Source organism: Leeuwenhoekiella aestuarii (assembly GCF_004104055.1).
In the GTDB taxonomy this organism is placed as follows: domain Bacteria; phylum Bacteroidota; class Bacteroidia; order Flavobacteriales; family Flavobacteriaceae; genus Leeuwenhoekiella; species Leeuwenhoekiella aestuarii.
On sequence record NZ_QOVJ01000006.1, the window covers coordinates 173,820 to 190,287 of the forward strand.

The 16,468-nt window shown below is 40.7% G+C and carries 18 protein-coding genes; 12 read left to right on the forward strand and 6 right to left on the reverse strand.

Annotated elements, in window-relative coordinates:
* Nucleotides 1-68: 68 nt before the first annotated feature.
* From kynU to DSM03_RS14890, 3 genes are read left to right on the forward strand one after another with little or no spacing between them, the layout of a single operon-like run.
* Nucleotides 69-1,358 carry a kynureninase gene (kynU, locus tag DSM03_RS14880; protein WP_128762540.1) on the forward strand — a complete coding sequence of 430 codons (1,290 nt, stop codon included), beginning with the start codon at nt 69-71 and terminating at the stop codon, nt 1,356-1,358.
* A 33-nt stretch (nt 1,359-1,391) separates the two neighbouring features.
* Entirely contained in the window at nt 1,392-2,795 is a 1,404-nt protein-coding gene (locus DSM03_RS14885) for an FAD-dependent oxidoreductase (RefSeq protein ID WP_128762541.1), read from the forward strand.
* A 2-nt stretch (nt 2,796-2,797) separates the two neighbouring features.
* Nucleotides 2,798-3,448, forward strand: coding sequence for an O-methyltransferase (locus tag DSM03_RS14890; RefSeq protein ID WP_128762542.1), 651 nt, complete (start codon nt 2,798-2,800; stop codon nt 3,446-3,448).
* A gap of 214 nt (nt 3,449-3,662) precedes the next feature.
* On the opposite strand, the gene DSM03_RS14895 is transcribed toward DSM03_RS14890, so the two are convergent.
* The 4 genes from DSM03_RS14895 to DSM03_RS14910 form a co-directional block, all read right to left on the reverse strand.
* Nucleotides 3,663-3,941: a Sec-independent protein translocase subunit TatA/TatB gene (locus DSM03_RS14895; RefSeq protein ID WP_128763300.1), complete on the reverse strand. Its 279-nt coding sequence runs from the start codon at nt 3,939-3,941 to the stop codon at nt 3,663-3,665.
* A gap of 81 nt (nt 3,942-4,022) precedes the next feature.
* Nucleotides 4,023-6,323 carry a M1 family metallopeptidase gene (locus DSM03_RS14900; protein WP_128762544.1) on the reverse strand — a complete coding sequence of 767 codons (2,301 nt, stop codon included), beginning with the start codon at nt 6,321-6,323 and terminating at the stop codon, nt 4,023-4,025.
* Nucleotides 6,324-6,391: 68 nt separating this feature from the next.
* On the reverse strand, nt 6,392-6,892 hold the full coding sequence (locus DSM03_RS14905) for a DUF6702 family protein (protein WP_128762545.1): 501 nt from the start codon (nt 6,890-6,892) through the stop codon (nt 6,392-6,394).
* A gap of 66 nt (nt 6,893-6,958) precedes the next feature.
* Complete coding sequence (locus DSM03_RS14910) at nt 6,959-7,747, reverse strand: hypothetical protein (RefSeq protein WP_128762546.1); 789 nt, start codon at nt 7,745-7,747, stop codon at nt 6,959-6,961.
* Between the two features lie 286 nt (nt 7,748-8,033).
* Between DSM03_RS14910 and DSM03_RS14915 the strand changes: the two genes are divergently transcribed.
* A complete protein-coding gene (locus DSM03_RS14915; RefSeq protein WP_128762547.1) occupies nt 8,034-8,450 on the forward strand; it encodes a hypothetical protein in 417 nt (138 codons plus the stop codon).
* A 267-nt stretch (nt 8,451-8,717) separates the two neighbouring features.
* Here DSM03_RS14915 and DSM03_RS14920 read toward each other — a convergent pair whose 3' ends face one another.
* Entirely contained in the window at nt 8,718-9,497 is a 780-nt protein-coding gene (locus DSM03_RS14920; protein ID WP_128762548.1) for a peptidase associated/transthyretin-like domain-containing protein, read from the reverse strand.
* Nucleotides 9,498-9,633: 136 nt separating this feature from the next.
* Here DSM03_RS14920 and pepE point away from each other — a divergent pair, with 136 nt between their 5' ends.
* Nucleotides 9,634-10,338 (forward strand): dipeptidase PepE, encoded by a 705-nt coding sequence (gene pepE, locus DSM03_RS14925; RefSeq protein WP_128762549.1) that lies wholly within the window; start codon nt 9,634-9,636, stop codon nt 10,336-10,338.
* Here the strand turns inward: pepE and DSM03_RS14930 are convergent.
* Entirely contained in the window at nt 10,335-10,763 is a 429-nt protein-coding gene (locus DSM03_RS14930) for a GNAT family N-acetyltransferase (RefSeq protein WP_128762550.1), read from the reverse strand. The two genes, pepE and DSM03_RS14930, sit on opposite strands and share 4 nt — an antisense overlap.
* 127 nt (nt 10,764-10,890) lie before the next feature.
* On the opposite strand from DSM03_RS14930, the gene DSM03_RS14935 reads away from it, so the two are divergent.
* The 7 genes from DSM03_RS14935 (at nt 10,891) to DSM03_RS14965 (ending at nt 16,371) form a co-directional block, all read left to right on the forward strand.
* On the forward strand, nt 10,891-11,178 hold the full coding sequence (locus tag DSM03_RS14935) for a GNAT family N-acetyltransferase (RefSeq protein WP_128762551.1): 288 nt from the start codon (nt 10,891-10,893) through the stop codon (nt 11,176-11,178).
* A complete protein-coding gene (locus DSM03_RS14940) occupies nt 11,141-11,644 on the forward strand; it encodes a GNAT family N-acetyltransferase (RefSeq protein ID WP_236643955.1) in 504 nt (167 codons plus the stop codon). Before DSM03_RS14935 ends, DSM03_RS14940 begins: the two co-directional genes overlap by 38 nt.
* Entirely contained in the window at nt 11,644-12,378 is a 735-nt protein-coding gene (locus DSM03_RS14945; protein ID WP_201740449.1) for a M15 family metallopeptidase, read from the forward strand. The genes DSM03_RS14940 and DSM03_RS14945 overlap by 1 nt, the downstream gene beginning before the upstream one ends.
* An 18-nt stretch (nt 12,379-12,396) precedes the next feature.
* A complete protein-coding gene (locus DSM03_RS14950; RefSeq protein ID WP_128762553.1) occupies nt 12,397-13,164 on the forward strand; it encodes a M48 family metalloprotease in 768 nt (255 codons plus the stop codon).
* 226 nt (nt 13,165-13,390) lie between these two features.
* Nucleotides 13,391-14,908 carry a 2,3-bisphosphoglycerate-independent phosphoglycerate mutase gene (gene gpmI, locus DSM03_RS14955; RefSeq protein ID WP_128762554.1) on the forward strand — a complete coding sequence of 506 codons (1,518 nt, stop codon included), beginning with the start codon at nt 13,391-13,393 and terminating at the stop codon, nt 14,906-14,908.
* Nucleotides 14,909-14,920: 12 nt separating this feature from the next.
* Nucleotides 14,921-15,511, forward strand: a complete 591-nt coding sequence (locus tag DSM03_RS14960; protein WP_128762555.1) for a thioredoxin family protein — start codon at nt 14,921-14,923, stop codon at nt 15,509-15,511.
* 224 nt (nt 15,512-15,735) lie between these two features.
* A complete protein-coding gene (locus DSM03_RS14965; RefSeq protein WP_128762556.1) occupies nt 15,736-16,371 on the forward strand; it encodes a hypothetical protein in 636 nt (211 codons plus the stop codon).
* The last annotated feature ends 97 nt before the right edge of the window (nt 16,372-16,468 follow it).

Genomic DNA, 16,468 nt, shown 5'->3' on the forward strand with positions numbered 1-16,468 from the left:
TGATTTGATCCCTGAAACCTTAGCGCTAAGTTTGCCTCACGCTTAGCGATGTGTTATTTTTACAAACTATGCTAGAAACAGAAAAAAAACACTATCAAAACACCTTAAGCTTTGCTAAACAAGCCGATGCAGCAGATCCTTTAGCACGCTTTCGCGAAAAGTTTAACCTTCCTAAGGACGAAAACGGTAACAACCTCATTTATTTATGCGGAAACTCTCTGGGCTTACAACCTAAAAAAGCTAGAGAATATGTTGCTGAAGAACTCAACAATTGGGCAGAGTTAGCAGTAGAAGGGCATTTTAAAGCTAAAACTCCATGGACGACGTATCACGAAATTCTTGCTAAACCTATGGCAGATATCGTAGGCGCAAAACCTGGTGAAGTGGTCATTATGAATACCCTTTCTACAAATCTGCATTTGATGATGGTTTCATTCTACAGACCTACTGCAAAACGTCATAAAATAGTGATAGAAAGTGATGCATTTCCTTCAGACAGTTATGCTGTTAAATCTCAGATTAAAGAGAAAGGTTACAATCCTGATGATTCCCTACTCTTGTGGAAACCCAGACCGGGAGAAGATCTCTGCCGTTTTGAAGATCTTGAAGCTTTGATGCAACAACATGGCGAGGAAATTGCGCTGGTGATGATTGGTAATTCTAACTACTATACCGGGCAAAAATATCCTATAAAAGAAATAACACAATTAGGGCATCAATACGGTTGTAAGGTAGGTTTTGATCTGGCGCACGGCGTAGGTAATATAGATGCTGATTTGCACGATAACGGTCCTGATTTTGCCGTGTGGTGCACCTATAAGTATTTAAACAGTGGCCCGGGAGCACTAGGGGGCTGTTTTGTACACGAGCGTCATGCCAACAATAATGACATTCCACGTTTTACAGGCTGGTGGGGGCACAAAATGGACAGCCGATTTAATATGCGTGTAGACTTTGATCCTATTGAAGGTGCAGAAGGCTGGCAGCTTAGTAACCCGCCAATCCTTTCTATGGCTCCTATACGTGCTTCGCTTGAAATTTTTGCAGAAGCAGGTTTTAAAAACATTCGTACAAAGTCTAAAAATATTACCGGATATCTCGAATATTTGATCAATGACCTCAATGACGACCGCATTGCTATATTGACACCGACAAATCCCGATGAGCGCGGATGCCAACTTTCAATTCAAGTAAAAAATGCAGATCGCAGTATGCATGATGGTTTTATGCAAGCCGGTATTATTTGTGACTGGCGCGAGCCAGATGTTATACGCGTAGCTCCTGCCCCACTGTACAACAGCTATGAAGATGTATATGAAATGATCCAACGTCTGAAAGAACTTTTAGCCAAAAAATAAACGTAGTTTCAACTACCATCTAACAAACCACTTTTGAAAAATAAAGAACATATTTTAATCATAGGCGCCGGCCTCTGCGGATCTTTACTCGCCTTACGTATGGCGCAACGCGGCTATAAAGTAACCTTAATGGAAAAACGCCCGGATCTACGCAAAGAAATAGTAGACTCTGGTCGGTCAATTAATTTGGCATTTTCAGACCGTGGTATGAAAGGGCTGCGTCTTGCCGGTCTTGAAGAAAAAGTGTTACCGCTTTGTATTCCTATGAACGGCCGCATGATTCACAACACAGAGGGCGAACTTTTCATGAGTCCGTATAGTGGTAGAAATGAGTACATCAATTCTATTTCACGGGAGGACCTCAACATTATGCTGCTTGATGAGTGCGATAAAATGCCTGAAATTACCATGCTCTTTAATCAGAAGTGTACCGGTGTTTCCTTAGAGACCGGCGAAGCTACTTTTGAAGATTATAAGACCCGGCAAAACACAACCTATAAAGCTGATGTGGTGATGGGTGCTGACGGTGTAGGCTCTGCACTTCGCAAAAGCATGCTTGATCATCGCAAGTTCTTATTCAGTTACGGGCAAGACTTTTTAACCCATGGTTATAAAGAATTATCGTTCCCGCCTGGAGCTGATGGGGGATTTTTAGTTGAGAAAAATGCATTACACATCTGGCCTCGCGGAAAAGATATGATGATCGCATTGCCTAATCTCGACGGAAGTTTTACCGTGACTTTATTTTTATCCTGGGAAGAAGGTAAAGACAGTTTTGAAAGCCTGAATACAGATGCTGCAGTCCTTGACTATTTTCAACGGGAGTTCCCTGATGCATTAAAATTGATGCCAGATCTGCTGAAAGAATTTAAAGAGAATCCTACTTCCCCATTAGGGACCATAAAATGCTCGCCCTGGCATGCCTACGGTAAAGTATTACTGCTTGGTGATGCTGCGCACGGTATTGTTCCCTTTTACGGGCAGGGGATGAATTCTGCTTTTGAGGACATTCACGTTTTAGACAAATACCTAAATAAGTACGAGGGCGATTGGAAAGCTGTTTTTAAAGCGTATCAGAATGAGCGTAAGGAAGATACTGACGCTATTGCAGATCTTGCAGTAGATAACTTCCACGAAATGAAAGCGCACACCGCACGTCCTATTTTTCAGGAAAAACGAAAATTGGAAACTGCCTTTGAAGAAGCGTTCCCTAAAGAATATTTTTCTAAATATGCTCTGGTCACTTTTAGAGAAGACTTGAGGTATTCTGAAGCGATGCGCCGCGGTCGCGTGCAAGATAAAGCGATTCTCAATCTCATTCACGACGGTAAGTTTACCGAAAGTATGAGTCTGCACGATAAGCTTGATCTGGTTAAACAAGAAACCCGAAAAATGCTTCACGACGATGAAGTTGTTGAAGGTCTAGAAGAAGAATAACGATGCATTTTATTTCTGAAGAACTTGATGATTATGCAGTAGCTCATTCTGCTAAAGAACCTGAATTACTGCAAAAATTGACTCGCGAAACCTATCAAAAAGTGGTACAGCCGCGTATGCTAAGTGGTCATTACCAGGGGCGTATTTTAAGTATGATCGCAAAACTAGTTAACCCTAAGATCATTCTTGAAATAGGCACCTACACCGGCTATTCGGCGTTATGTCTTGCAGAAGGTTTACAACCTGATGGTATTTTACATACGATTGATATTAATGAAGAACTGGTAGACCTTCAGAAAAAATATTTTGATGCTTCTGCTTACGCGAAAAATATACAACAACATCTGGGGCCCGCACTTGAGATCATTCCGCAACTTGAAGGAGATTTTGACCTCGTCTTTATGGATGCAGATAAGCCCAACTATCCGGCTTATTTTGAGCTGATCATAGATCGTTTAAAGCCCGGCGGACTCATTTTATCAGATAATGTTTTATGGAGCGGAAAGGTAGTAGAACCCTTAGACCCTAAAGATAGTTCTACAAAAGCGCTTTTAGAATATAACAAAATCCTGGCTGAAGATGAGCGTCTGGAAACCGTATTGCTGGCTATAAGAGACGGACTTACGGTAAGTCGAAAAAAAATCCCGTCTTGATGGAAGACGGGATTAATAATTAACACTTAGTATAAATACAATTCTTTAAAAAAGACTATTCTCTATAACAGAAAATATCTTTTTTAGTGAAGAAATCATAGGTTATAATTTCAGGTATAAGATATTACTAAATTCTCATATCTACAGTATAGAACTAAGAAAAAATGATCAATTTCTATAAAAAGACGCAAAAACTTCTAACTTCTTAATTATCCTAGAATTTACGCTTCACCGGTCCGGTAATATCTTCAATATTCTTTTTTGCCTCATCGATCTCGCGCTTCATATCTTTTGCTATATCCGTATTGATACCTTGCTTATCTGCACTCTTGGTGATTTCAGTCTTGATATCTTCTGTAGCATTTTTAAGGGTACGCATACCCTTACCTAAACCTCTGGCAATGTCAGGCACTTTATCTGCTCCAAATACCATTACGATAATAAAAACAATAAAGCCAATCTCTCCGCCGCTAATAAAAAATGGTATACTCATAATACTACAAATATATGTGGAAAAATGAAAAGCCGGTGAATCTTCACCGGCTTTTTAATGGTAATTAACTCTTAAAAAAAATTAATCTTGTGTACCCTCTTTAAAGCTGTCAAATTCGCTTTCCTCTTCTGCTTTTGGCCAGCTGTTATTGCTCACATCTACATCTGCAGTCTCAAGGTCTGGATCGAGCATCACGCCTACCAGTTCTTTATCAGTTGCAAGAACCTTAGTTACTTCAGCATCATTCTTACGCCACACTTGTACAGGATAAGTTACTTTTTCTTTAGTACCATCTGCATAACTATACTCAACGATGATAGGCATAGGTATACCACCCGGCTTGTTGAATTTAACTGCATAGAAATGCTTAGGCGTCTTTAATTTTGCACGCTCTGCAGGTGTAAAATTATCCATCATAAACTCCTGTAAGTTTGGAGCATTTTCTATCATAGACTTCCCTTTCATTGCAGGGTCGTAGTCTTCACCACCTTCTTCTACTACATAAACTGCATCAATAGCACTAGGGTCTACACCATAACGAGCTAACATCTCTTTACCAGCAGCTGTAGGGTTACTCGTTAAGTAGTATGATTTTACTTCGCTAACGCCCATATCTACATTTTCTGTAGTATAGAACCAGCCTCTCCAATACCAGTCAAGATCTACTGCAGACGCATCTTCCATCGTGCGGAAGAAATCTTCTGGGGTTGGGTGTTTAAACATCCAGCGTTGTGCGTATGTCTTAAACGAATAATCAAATAAGTCACGCCCCATAACCGTCTCTCTAAGAATGTTTAAAGCTGTCGCCGGTTTTCCGTATGCGTTATTACCCAGTTGATAAACATTTTCAGGGTTAGACATAATAGGAGAAATAAAATTTTGATCTCCTGCCATGTAACCTGTGATCTTAGAAGGCTCTCCACGACGTGAAGGATATTTTGAATTAGGAGCAATAGCCTCTGGATAATTCTCACCAAAATCCTGCTCAGCTACATATTGTACAAATGTGTTGATACCTTCATCCATCCATCCCCACTGACGCTCATCAGAGTTTACGATCATTGGGAAAAAGTTATGTCCTACTTCGTGAATGATCACACTGATCATTCCAAATTTAGTGCGATCACTATAGGTCCCATCTTCGTTAGGGCGCCCATAGTTCCAACAGATCATCGGGTATTCCATACCCTGATTCTTTCCGTGTACAGAGATCGCTTTAGGATACGGATAGTCAAAGGTCATTCTAGAATATGACTCTAAAGTTTGCACAACAGCTTTAGTAGAATAGTCTTCCCAAAGCGGGTTTCCTTCTTTAGGATAAATAGAAATCGCCATCACATCTCCTTTTGGAAATTTCACAGCTTGTGCATCCATAATATATTTACGAGAAGATGTAAATGCAAAGTCACGTACATTCTCTGCCTGAAGTTTCCAGGTTTTCTTTTTGGTACTGTGTCCTTTTTCAATTTGCTCAGCTTCAGCCTGAGTTCTGATGATCACCGGCTTGTCATAGCTCTTCTGAGCTTGCTCCCAGCGCTTCAGCTCTTCTTTACTGTAAACGTCTTTACGATTAACCAAGTTACCGGTACCGTCTAATAAGTGATCTGCAGGTACTGTGATCTCCACATCATAATCCCCAAAAGGAAGTGCGAACTCTCCGTTACCCCAGAACTGATAGTTTTGCCAGCCTTCTACATCATTATACACACACATTCTTGGGAAGAATTGTGCAATTACATAGTTCTTGTTTCCGTCAGGAAAGCTTTCGTACCCAGAACGTGCCCGGTCTACGGTATGCTCAGGGATGTTATAATTCCAGCGGATGCTGAATTCAAACTCATCACCAGGCTCTAAAGCTTCCGGCATTTCTACACGCATCATCGTGAAGTTTATCATATGAGGTAATTCTTTACCATCTTTAGAAACTTCAGTGATATTGAATCCCCCATCAAAAGGATCTGTCATATAGCTTGAAACCACAGAACCCGGCTGAATGACCGGTGCCATCCCACTGCCGTCTTTTTCCAATGCAGGTGAATCTTTTTTACGAATGTTTTGATCCAATTGCACCCATAAATACTCCAATTTATCCGGAGAATTGTTATGGTAGGTGATGGTTTCATAACCACTGATGGTTTGATTCTCATCGTTCAATTCTATTTTGATTTCGTAATCTGCTTCGTTTTGATAATAAGCAGGACCAGGAGCTCCTGATGCAGTACGATACTGGTTAGGGGTTGCAAACTCATTATAAAGCTGTCTAAACTTATTGGTGTTTACATGACCCGGTTGCTTTTCTTCCTGTGCCGGCTCTTCTTGCGCAAAACTTGTTGCTCCAACCAGAAGTAACACAGTAAAAAAGGTGTACTTGAGTTTTTTCATAAAAGTTATAATCTATATTAAGTGCTTGTGAATGCTATAAAAGTAAAGATTAACCTAATCTTAGTAAATTATTCAGAAAAGTTTAACACTGCTTTATCATTCTCCCGGGTCAGTAAAAAGCTTTTTTTCTCAGAACCAGCCTTTAAGTGTACCACGTTTTTTTGCTCAGGAAAGAGGTCTGTTAGCAAGGTGTTTTCAATCTCTATGCGCTTAAGGTTTTGAATATCGGTTACTTCAAAAAAGCAAACCACATAATCTATCTCATCCTTGTGACCTATGTAGTGTAATGGCTGTTTCTCTCCATTAATACGTACTATAAATTTACCCTCAAAATACGTTTTGATATACCCATCCAATTTTTTTTGATCGTAAGAAGCATCTACCTTTATGGACTTGTCGTATCGCTCTTGAAACACTTTTTCTAAATCATCATAAAAGACTCGGGTTACCATTTTTAGCGCATGATCTGTAGCATCATAATCTGCCTGTGTAACGCTAAAATAATATTTGTGGAGACCGGCTGCCGTTAACGGAACTACGACAACCAACAGAAGAATTAGTTTTCTCATAAGGCTTGTAAAAATACAGAATCTGATTTGCTTTTTGTCATTTTAATCAAAATGCGTTCCAAAGTGCTATTGCTTTTTTTCAATACGTACACCCTCATCTTTTTTATGTTCTAAATAAGCGGGAGCCTCCTGAAGTAGTAATTCCATCAAAGAAAGGGGGTTTTCACTAGCTGCAACAGCTAGATTCGCTGTATTATCCATATACACATAATGCACAAAGTCATCAATAAAACGTGCCGGGATTTCCAACTGTTTGATATAGGTGCTATCTGCTACCAGATTACGGGCTTCCTGCACTTTGATTTCCATATTAGAAACTTTTACAATCTTTTTGAGATAGGCTGTACGCCCGCTTATCGCATTAATCACAGCATCTACAGGGATAATTCCGCCACCGCTATGGGTGGCCGTATATAACTTCCGCTCTTCTGAAGTAAGAACGGGACCGGTATAAACAGGCAAACCTGCTTCGGCAGGATCAAAAGGTTTTTCCAGTTTAGGCTTATTCATATCATCCCCGAGCCTTCCACTGAGCGCTACATCGCTAATATTCACATCTGCAAGCTCGGTAACTTCAGTTTCTAACGCTATTTCTATATACTTTCGGGAATAAATCGCAGGAGTAATGACTAACTCTTTATGTTTGAATTGTAATGCCGAAATATAAAGGGTATCGTTAACGCGAACAGGTATCGTAAAATTCCCGCTTTCTGTAGTTATGGTTCCTTTTTGTAAGGTGAGATTGAGAATATGTAAGTATTCGTGCGCTATAGAATCATTGACAATTCTACCTTCAAGCATAACCGTTTCTTGCGCCTGTAGCCCAAAAGAACAATTCAAAAAAAGGATTCCCAAAAAACCGAATAGTTTGACCACGTACGTTAGATTATTAGCTCTTTTTAAATACGCACCAAAGATAAGATAGTTGCAAACCATAATGAAAACTAAAACAAATGCATGAATATTCCCAGTTACTGCCTAAATACTAAGAATGCTCTTCCCTTTAAATATTTGATTACTGATAACTAAAACCATTTAACACAAATAAACAACCAACTGTCTTTATTAAAATACGAGTGAGCGAAAAAAACCCCATCTCCCAGAATACTATCCTAGTTTTGAGATAAATAAATAATTAAGTATGAAAAAAATAGTAACAGCAGCGTTTATTTTGTGTTCAACTTTCAGCTTTTCACAAAAAGTAAAACTCACCAACACCGAAACTACAGACAAAACGATTCTTCAGCTCAAAAATCGAAAAATAGTGGATAGTGTGTCACAGGTCAAAGAACCCTTAAAAACCGAATACCTAAGCGAAAAAGCAGATAGTACATCAGTAACGAATACTATTAAAAAGGTCTTAGTTTTCAATAACCTGATGTGGTATTCTCAAAGTGTTCAAGTAAACGATCTCGGTTCAAATGCACAAAATATCAAGAAACAGCCAACTTCGAAACAAGTGCCAGAGCATTTAAATCTCGATGATCAAGTAGCAACAACTAAAAAAGATTCCCTATACAAAAAGAAAAATTTCGCAAAAATGCCAAGAGGCTTTTAAGATTAAGGTAGATGAGCTTGAGCAAGTCCTCAAGGAATTGAAACACTTTTTAAATTCGTGTCACCCTTAAAGCATTGAAATCTCAGTTGTCGAGTAAACTAAAATGGATTTCCCAAATGTTAATTGTTGATTGTTTAGTTAGTTGATTTGTTTTTAAGAGCAGCCAGTTTTAAAATGGCTGCTCTTTTTTTATAACAAGTATTGCTGAAGTAAACGAATTTGGGGCAAGCACAGGTGCATTAAAATATTGATGATCCAGTAAACCGATTAATTTTCGTTTAACTGATTAGTAAAGTCTTCTCGTTTTTCTATTAAAAATTGAATCAGACTGAGCTCATTCCCCTGTTCCAGCATCTCCTTGTTGAGTCCGTTTGCAGCCACATAATCCATATACAACCCTATTTTTCCTTTTTCAATATTCAGATTCTTCTGAAAAAATTCGTTAGAATACATTGCTGCTAATTCATCTTCTGCAGTTTCGTTCAGGTCACCTTCCGTCTTATCTTTTTTATCAAAGATCGCTTTAAAGATATTTACAAAATTGAGGCCGTATCGCCATCTTTGATCGTCTAGCGCCACGTTGTCTACTTCTGAGTAGCGGTCTGGCTTGTTATCTTCTGCGCTCAACTGGGTAGCAGTTAATGAGACCTGATCATCTATGGTTTGCACACGGTTTACATCTGCAACAATGTCTCCGGTCAGATCATAAGGCGTTACAATAATCTCACTCAATTCATTAACCGTTTCTCTCAAAGTAATATTGATTTGTTTTGAGTTTACAATCCCCTGATCTACCAATACCGTAATCGGCGCAAATTGTAGGGATTGAATGACGAGTTCATCATTACGAGCCACCGCGATATCAAAAGTCCCTTCTTCTGAAGTTATAGTACCCCGCTGTGCTGTTTTATTGTAGACTACAATACCTCCCGGGCCATCACCCGACGGCACAATGATCTGACCATCTACCATAACACGAGCTAACTTTTGACTGGTAACTGTGAATGACAGGAATAAAACAAGGCATAGGCTGGTAACAACTTTCATAATAGAACGATTTTTTGGTACTATGAAGTAACAACAAGATTTTGAAATTTCAGGGTAAAATCGGCGTAAACTTTTGTTAAATGCCTTTTAAGTCTGTCTATAATTTTAACTTTGAAAGACCTAAACCTCATTCATTTTGAAAAACCTCATCCTTGCCAGCACATCTACTGTTCACGGCGGTTCGTATTTAGAGTATCTCAAACCGCAATTGGACCTGCATTTCAAAGCCGTTGAACGACTTATATTTATACCCTATGCGAGACCGGGTGGCATTTCTCACGAACTATATACATCAAATGCTCAAAAGTTTTTCAATAGTTTAGATATTGAAGTCGTGGGATTACACAGTTTTAAAGACCCAATAAAAGCTCTAGAACATGCTGAAGGTGTTTTTACTGGTGGGGGTAACACTTTTTTACTGGTTAAGCAATTGTATGAAAACAAAATCATTGCTCCGCTTCGAGATCGTCTGTATCAAGATATGCCTTATTTAGGAACCAGTGCGGGTACCAATATTGCCGGAGTAAGTATGCAGAATACAAACGACATGCCTATTGTTTATCCTCCTAGTTTTAAAACTTTAGGTGCTGTACCCTTTAATATCAATGCGCATTATCTAGACCCTGATCCCAACAGTAAACATATGGGAGAAACGCGTGAAACACGTATTAAGGAATTTCATCACTTTAACAATGTACCCGTTATAGGGCTTCGCGAGGGCAGCTGGATAGAAGTCAAGCAACGCACCTATATCTTACGCGGTCCCCACAGTGCTCGTATTTTTGAAGCTACAAAATTACCGTACGAACTCCCTACAGATTCTGAAATTACCGTAAGCTAGAGTTTCTTCAAAAAATGATAGCCCTTGATCACATAATCTTCATTCAGGTAGAACTTGTGACTGGGAAAATTATGCACGTAACTGTTGAGTTCTGAAGTCTCACAGCCTTGCTCCCGGGCATAGGTGTAAATCCACTTAAAAACCTGCTTCCCCAGACCTTTTCCGCGGTGTTCTGCTTTGATAAACACGTGATCTACTTCACAGGTTTTTCCGGCATAATGCCGTATTGCGAACCACAAGCCAAAAACTCCTGCAAGTTCGTCGTCTTTATAAATTCCGTAACACTGGTAGCGGTGTTCAAACATATCGGCGAAACGTTCTTTAAGCAGTGATTCTTCCACACGGTATTCCATCAATTCCTGCACCAGTGGTAAAAACATGTTAATGTCTTCTTTAAACAAGCGACGGACATTAATTTTGGACATAATTGGCTATTTTTAAAAGTAAATCACCTTGGGCCAAGCCCATAGGTATTTAAATAAGACAGTTCTTGAATTCGAGGAAAGCCTCGGATCAGTTAACTCTCGATTATCGAGAAAAGAAACAAAAGTAATGGATTATACGATTCAACATAGAGAAAATGACAAACGCGGTATGTTCTGGATAGAAGGTGAGAACGGAAAAATCTCAGAACTCACCTATACCGTTAAGGATGATTCTACAATTATTGTGGATCACACCGAAACTAAAATGGAATTTGAACATCAGGGTTTTGCCAGTAAAATTCTGGATCACGCTGTACAATGGGCACGTTCCAAAGCGATCAAAATAGAACCTTTGTGTCCTTTTGCAGAAGTAAAATTTGACGAAAACCCAGAGTACGCAGACGTACGTGCTTAGCAACTCATCGCTTTCAGTTTTGAATACCAACACCTACACCATTAAAGAGATCAATGCGTCAGACACTTACGCAGTAAGACATCCTGTTTTGCGTAAGGGTCGCCCGCTTGAAACCTGTGCAATGCCCGGTGACACTGATGAAGACACCGTTCATCTGGGATTGTTTGATGCTCAAAAACTCATTGGCGTGGTCACCTTCATGAATGTGGCTAAACCGCAGTTTACCGGTAGACAATATCAGCTGCGCGGGATGGCGGTTTTAGAGGATTATCAAGGGCAACGCTTGGGTAATGTTCTGGTAGAGGCAGGAGAAAAACTCTTGAAAGCTAAAGGCATAGAAACCCTATGGTGCAACGCCCGTATTAAAGCGCTTAACTTTTACCTCAGAAAAGGGTTTGAGATCAGTGGAGACCCTTTTGAAATTGAACCCATAGGCACGCATTACTTACTTTTTAAAACCCTTTGATGAAACGCAGAACCTTTATACAAAACACCGCTCTAGCAACCGCAGCCCTGAGTACATTTCCGCAGTGGGCAACTGCACAGGAAACTTTAGATAAAGACCAACTTTTAGGCAAAGGGAGCCCAAAACTTGTGGAGCGAAATGGATACCGATTACGCCCACAGGTCGCAGCGGCTTTTGATAAAATGACTGCCGCGGCACAACAAGACGGCATTGGGATTCAGGTGGTATCAAGCTATAGAGATTATGCCCATCAAAATCGCATCTGGGAACGCAAGTTCAAAAGCTATACCGGTAACGGAATGCGGGATCTGGAAGCCATAAAAAAGATCATAGAATACAGCACGATCCCAGGAACTTCACGCCATCACTGGGCAACAGACCTCGATATTATTCAGTCTGGGACCGGGGTAACCAGCAATGTATTGGACCCTGACAAATTTCACGGCACAGGACCTTTTTGCGAACTTAAAGCCTGGTTGGATAAACACGCAGAATCCTTCGGGTTCTATGAAGTATACACCAACGATTATGGTCGAAAAGGCTTCAATTATGAACCCTGGCATTTTAGCTATGCGCCCCTTTCCGCAGGCTATTTGCAACAGTATACCAGGTTGGATATTGCTCAAATCCTTCAGCAGGAAAAACTCTTGGGAAGCGATGCTTTTACTGCAGCATTCATCAATCAGTATAAAACAGAAAATATACTGGATATCAATCCGGCACTTTTAGACTAATCCCTACAACCATCAATTATGAAACTAGGCGGAAGAGCGCTCAAGCTATTTTTAGGCATTGCCATTGTCGCTTTTGGATTGATTCGCTATTGCGGCAGCCAAGAGGAAAACCCGTATACCGGTCGCACGCAGGCCATAAGTCTTTCTACAGAAGAAGAAATTGCAATAGGCCTGCAAAATGCGCCCATTATGGCAGATCAACATGGCGGAATGCACCCGGATCAGCAACTGCAGGATTTTGTAGCTCAAGTAGGTAAAAAACTGGTAGATCATACCATCGCTCAGGAAACGCCCTATCAGTATGAATTTCATTTGCTGCGCGATCCAAAAACCGTAAATGCCTTTGCACTTCCCGGCGGACAAATTTTTATCACCTATGCCTTGATGGAACGTTTAGAAAACGAAGATCAACTTGCTGGGGTCTTGGGTCACGAGATCGGCCACGTGGTAGGGCGGCATGCTGCAGAACGTATTGCGCAGAGCGAACTCGCCAATACCGTGGCAACCGGAGCAGAAGTAGGCGCAGACGCCGGAATGCTCGCCAGTCAGCTGGGACAAACTTTATTGCTCAAAAATGGACGTGGTGACGAACTGGAAAGTGATGCTCTCGGCGTCAAGTTTATGCTGGAAGCGGGGTATAACCCGGAAGCGATGATTGAAGTCATGCAAATACTCAAAGCTGCCAGCGGTGGCCAGCGCGTACCCGAATTTCAAAGCTCGCATCCAGACCCCGAAAACCGTATTCAAAAAATAAAAGAAGCTATTGAGAAGTATCAAAACAATTAATATTATTATTTCTATTGTTATTATTTCAATCTGATGGGACATCACTCCAAAGCGGGAATAAGCTGATTTCTCCGGACTGAGAAGAACGAGGAATGAGGCGACAATAACAATAGTAATAGAAATAATAATAAAGAGAATCTTTTCAAACGCTATCGTGATTGCTCCTCAATCTTTTAGCCTTTGGTCATAAGAGTGATTATCTTTGTAGAACAACTAGAGAAAAACCATGAATAAGAAAGTAATTTTAATGATCCTCGATGGATGGGGATTTGCACCTAATAAAGAAGTTTCTGCCGTAGATCAGGCCAATACCCCCTTCATTGATTCACTCTATAACAAATACCCACACGCACAGTTGCTAACCCACGGAGGCAATGTAGGTCTACCTGATGGTCAAATGGGAAACAGCGAAGTGGGTCATATGAATCTGGGTGCCGGTCGTATCGTATATCAGGATTTTGCTAAAATCAATAAAGCGCTTTACGACAATACACTTAAAGATCAAAAAGAGCTTAAAGATGCCTTTGCATATGCGAAAGCAAACAAAAAACCCATACACTTATTGGGTCTGGTTTCAGATGGTGGGGTTCACGCCCACATTAACCATGCTAAAGGCTTAATTGAAGCTGCAAATCAGGCAGGCGTTGCAGAGGTTTACATCCACGCATTTACAGATGGTCGTGATGTAGATCCACAAAGCGGTGCCGGTTTTATTGAAGATTTAAACGATTATGCAGCTAACAACGGAGCCAAATTGGCCAGTATTACCGGCCGCTATTTTGCTATGGACCGCGACACCCGCTGGGAGCGTGTGAAGAAAGCCTATGACGCTGCTGTACATGGGATAGGTACCAAAACCACAGATCCGGTAAGCGTGATCAAAGCTTCGTACAAAGAGGGCGTGACCGATGAGTTTCTAGAACCTATTGTAGTTACTGAAAATGACCAACCGGTTGCAACGATAAAAGACGGGGATGTGGTATTGTTCTTCAACTACCGTACCGACCGCGGGCGTGAATTGACACGTATGTTATCTCAGGAAGATTTCCACGAACAAAACACGCATAAGCTGGACTTGTATTACGTCACGATGACCAATTACGATCAGACGTTTAAAAACATCCACATTATTTTTGATAAAGACAACCTGACCAATACTTTGGGTGAGGTGGTTTCTAAAGCGGGTAAAAAACAAATTCGTATTGCAGAAACTGAAAAATATCCACACGTAACCTTTTTCTTTTCAGGAGGTCGTGAGCAACCTTTTGAAGGAGAGACCCGTTTGATCGCCAAGTCTCCCGACGTGGCGACTTATGATCTGCAGCCGGAAATGAGCGCTTATGAAGTGCGAGACAAAATTGTTGCCGAACTGAAAAAAGAAGAGGCGGACTTTGTATGCCTCAATTTTGCCAACCCGGATATGGTGGGGCATACCGGTATTCTGGAAGCCGCAGTAAAAGCTTGTGAAGCCGTAGATGCCTGTGCCAAAGACGTGATCGAAACCGGAATCGAACACGGTTACAGCAGCATTGTGATCGCCGATCACGGAAACTGTGAAACCATGGCAAACGAAGACGGTTCGCCAAACACAGCACACACCATCAACCCGGTACCCATTATTGTGGTAGATAACGACATCACAACCGTAAAAGATGGGATCTTAGGGGATGTGGCTCCAACCATTTTAGATATGCTCGGTGTAGATAAACCGGCAGAAATGGATCAGGAAAGTCTGGTAAGCTAAAAAACAAAAGCTATGAACATATACAAACTACCTCTGGTTGCTTTGGCACTATGTGCTCTGATAAGCTGTAAATCAAAAAGTACAGCGACTGCAACCCCCAAAGCTCCGGAAGCTCCTGTTGTTGCTGAAGCTCCTGAAAAACCGGAAGCTCCGGCAGTACAACAACCTCAAATGCTTACCGGACCTGCCGAGCGCAGTCAGCTGCAAAGCGGTGCTTTTGGCGAATGGTTTAATCCCTTCTACGCCTCGTACCGGGTTGACGAAGATCTTGCTAAGGAGCTTAAGCCTTTGCTCAAAGATGTAGACATCACCCTGTTTATGGGCACCTGGTGTGGCGACAGCAAACGGGAGACCCCGCGTATCTACAAAATATTTGATGCGGTTGACAAAAGTGATGAGGTAAAATTAATCACTGTAGACCGTAGCAAAACTACGCCACAGGGATTGGAAGAAGGCAAAGACATCAAACGCGTACCCACGCTTATTTTAAGCAAAGACGGGAAAGAACTGGGGCGTATTGTTGAGTACCCCATTGAAAGTCTGGAAGCCGATATGCTGAAGATTCTAAAAGGCGAACCCTATAAACACGCTTACGCGGATTAAGGCCCGTGCCGCGCAACCAAAGGTTTAAAAGCGATGACTCTTAGAGAGTCATCGCTTTTTTTATGAGTGTTAAGGAATGCCGTAAAGCGCTCTAAACGGAAAGAACTATATTTAGCCTGATTAAAGGTTAACGAGCTGTGTGCAAACGCTTGTAAACATTTAAATATAATAGATATAACACAACTTGTTGTGTTATTCGTACGTTGGCAGTAATTTAAAACGACATGGCAGAAACGAATGACTCAAAATGGAGCGAGGAACTTAGTGACAGGTATTCTGTCGAATGGAAAAATGCGATTAACATAGTAAGAAACCGATTTAATGAGCGGTATTTTGATCCAATAGATGAAATGATTAAGCACGAGAGAAAAGAGATCAGGACGCGAGTAGGTTTTATAATAATGTCAATTGACTGCTTGCTAATTGAGACTCTTAATCAATTTCTCTTTGGCATTGAAGACACTAACGTAAGGTACAATCGTTCAAACCCTGACAATAATTTTAAATACAACTCACAGGCCTTCCGTGACTTTTTCAACTATAGCACCTATTTTCCGGTATTTAAATCAACTAATGGACTTTCAAAAATATTCTATGACGAAATAAGATGTGGTTTACTCCACCAAGCTCAGACTAAAACTAATTCTCTGATTAATATTAAGAGTTCCGATATGGTTCGGCCAGTGGACAAACAAGATTTTAATAACGGAATTGAAATCAACAGAAATCTATTTCATTACGCTTTACAGGACGAATACAATAAGTATTTTAAAGACTTGCAAGACCCTGAATCAAAAAATTTAGACGGAGAATACCTTCGAGATATGTGTAATAGAAAAATGAAAGAATTAATAAAATAAAAACTACTGCCAACAAAGGTAACCGTTGCACAAGTCTATAATTTCTTAGAATACCGATTCATTTTAGCCGCTTTTAAGCGGTTTTCTAGTTTTAGAC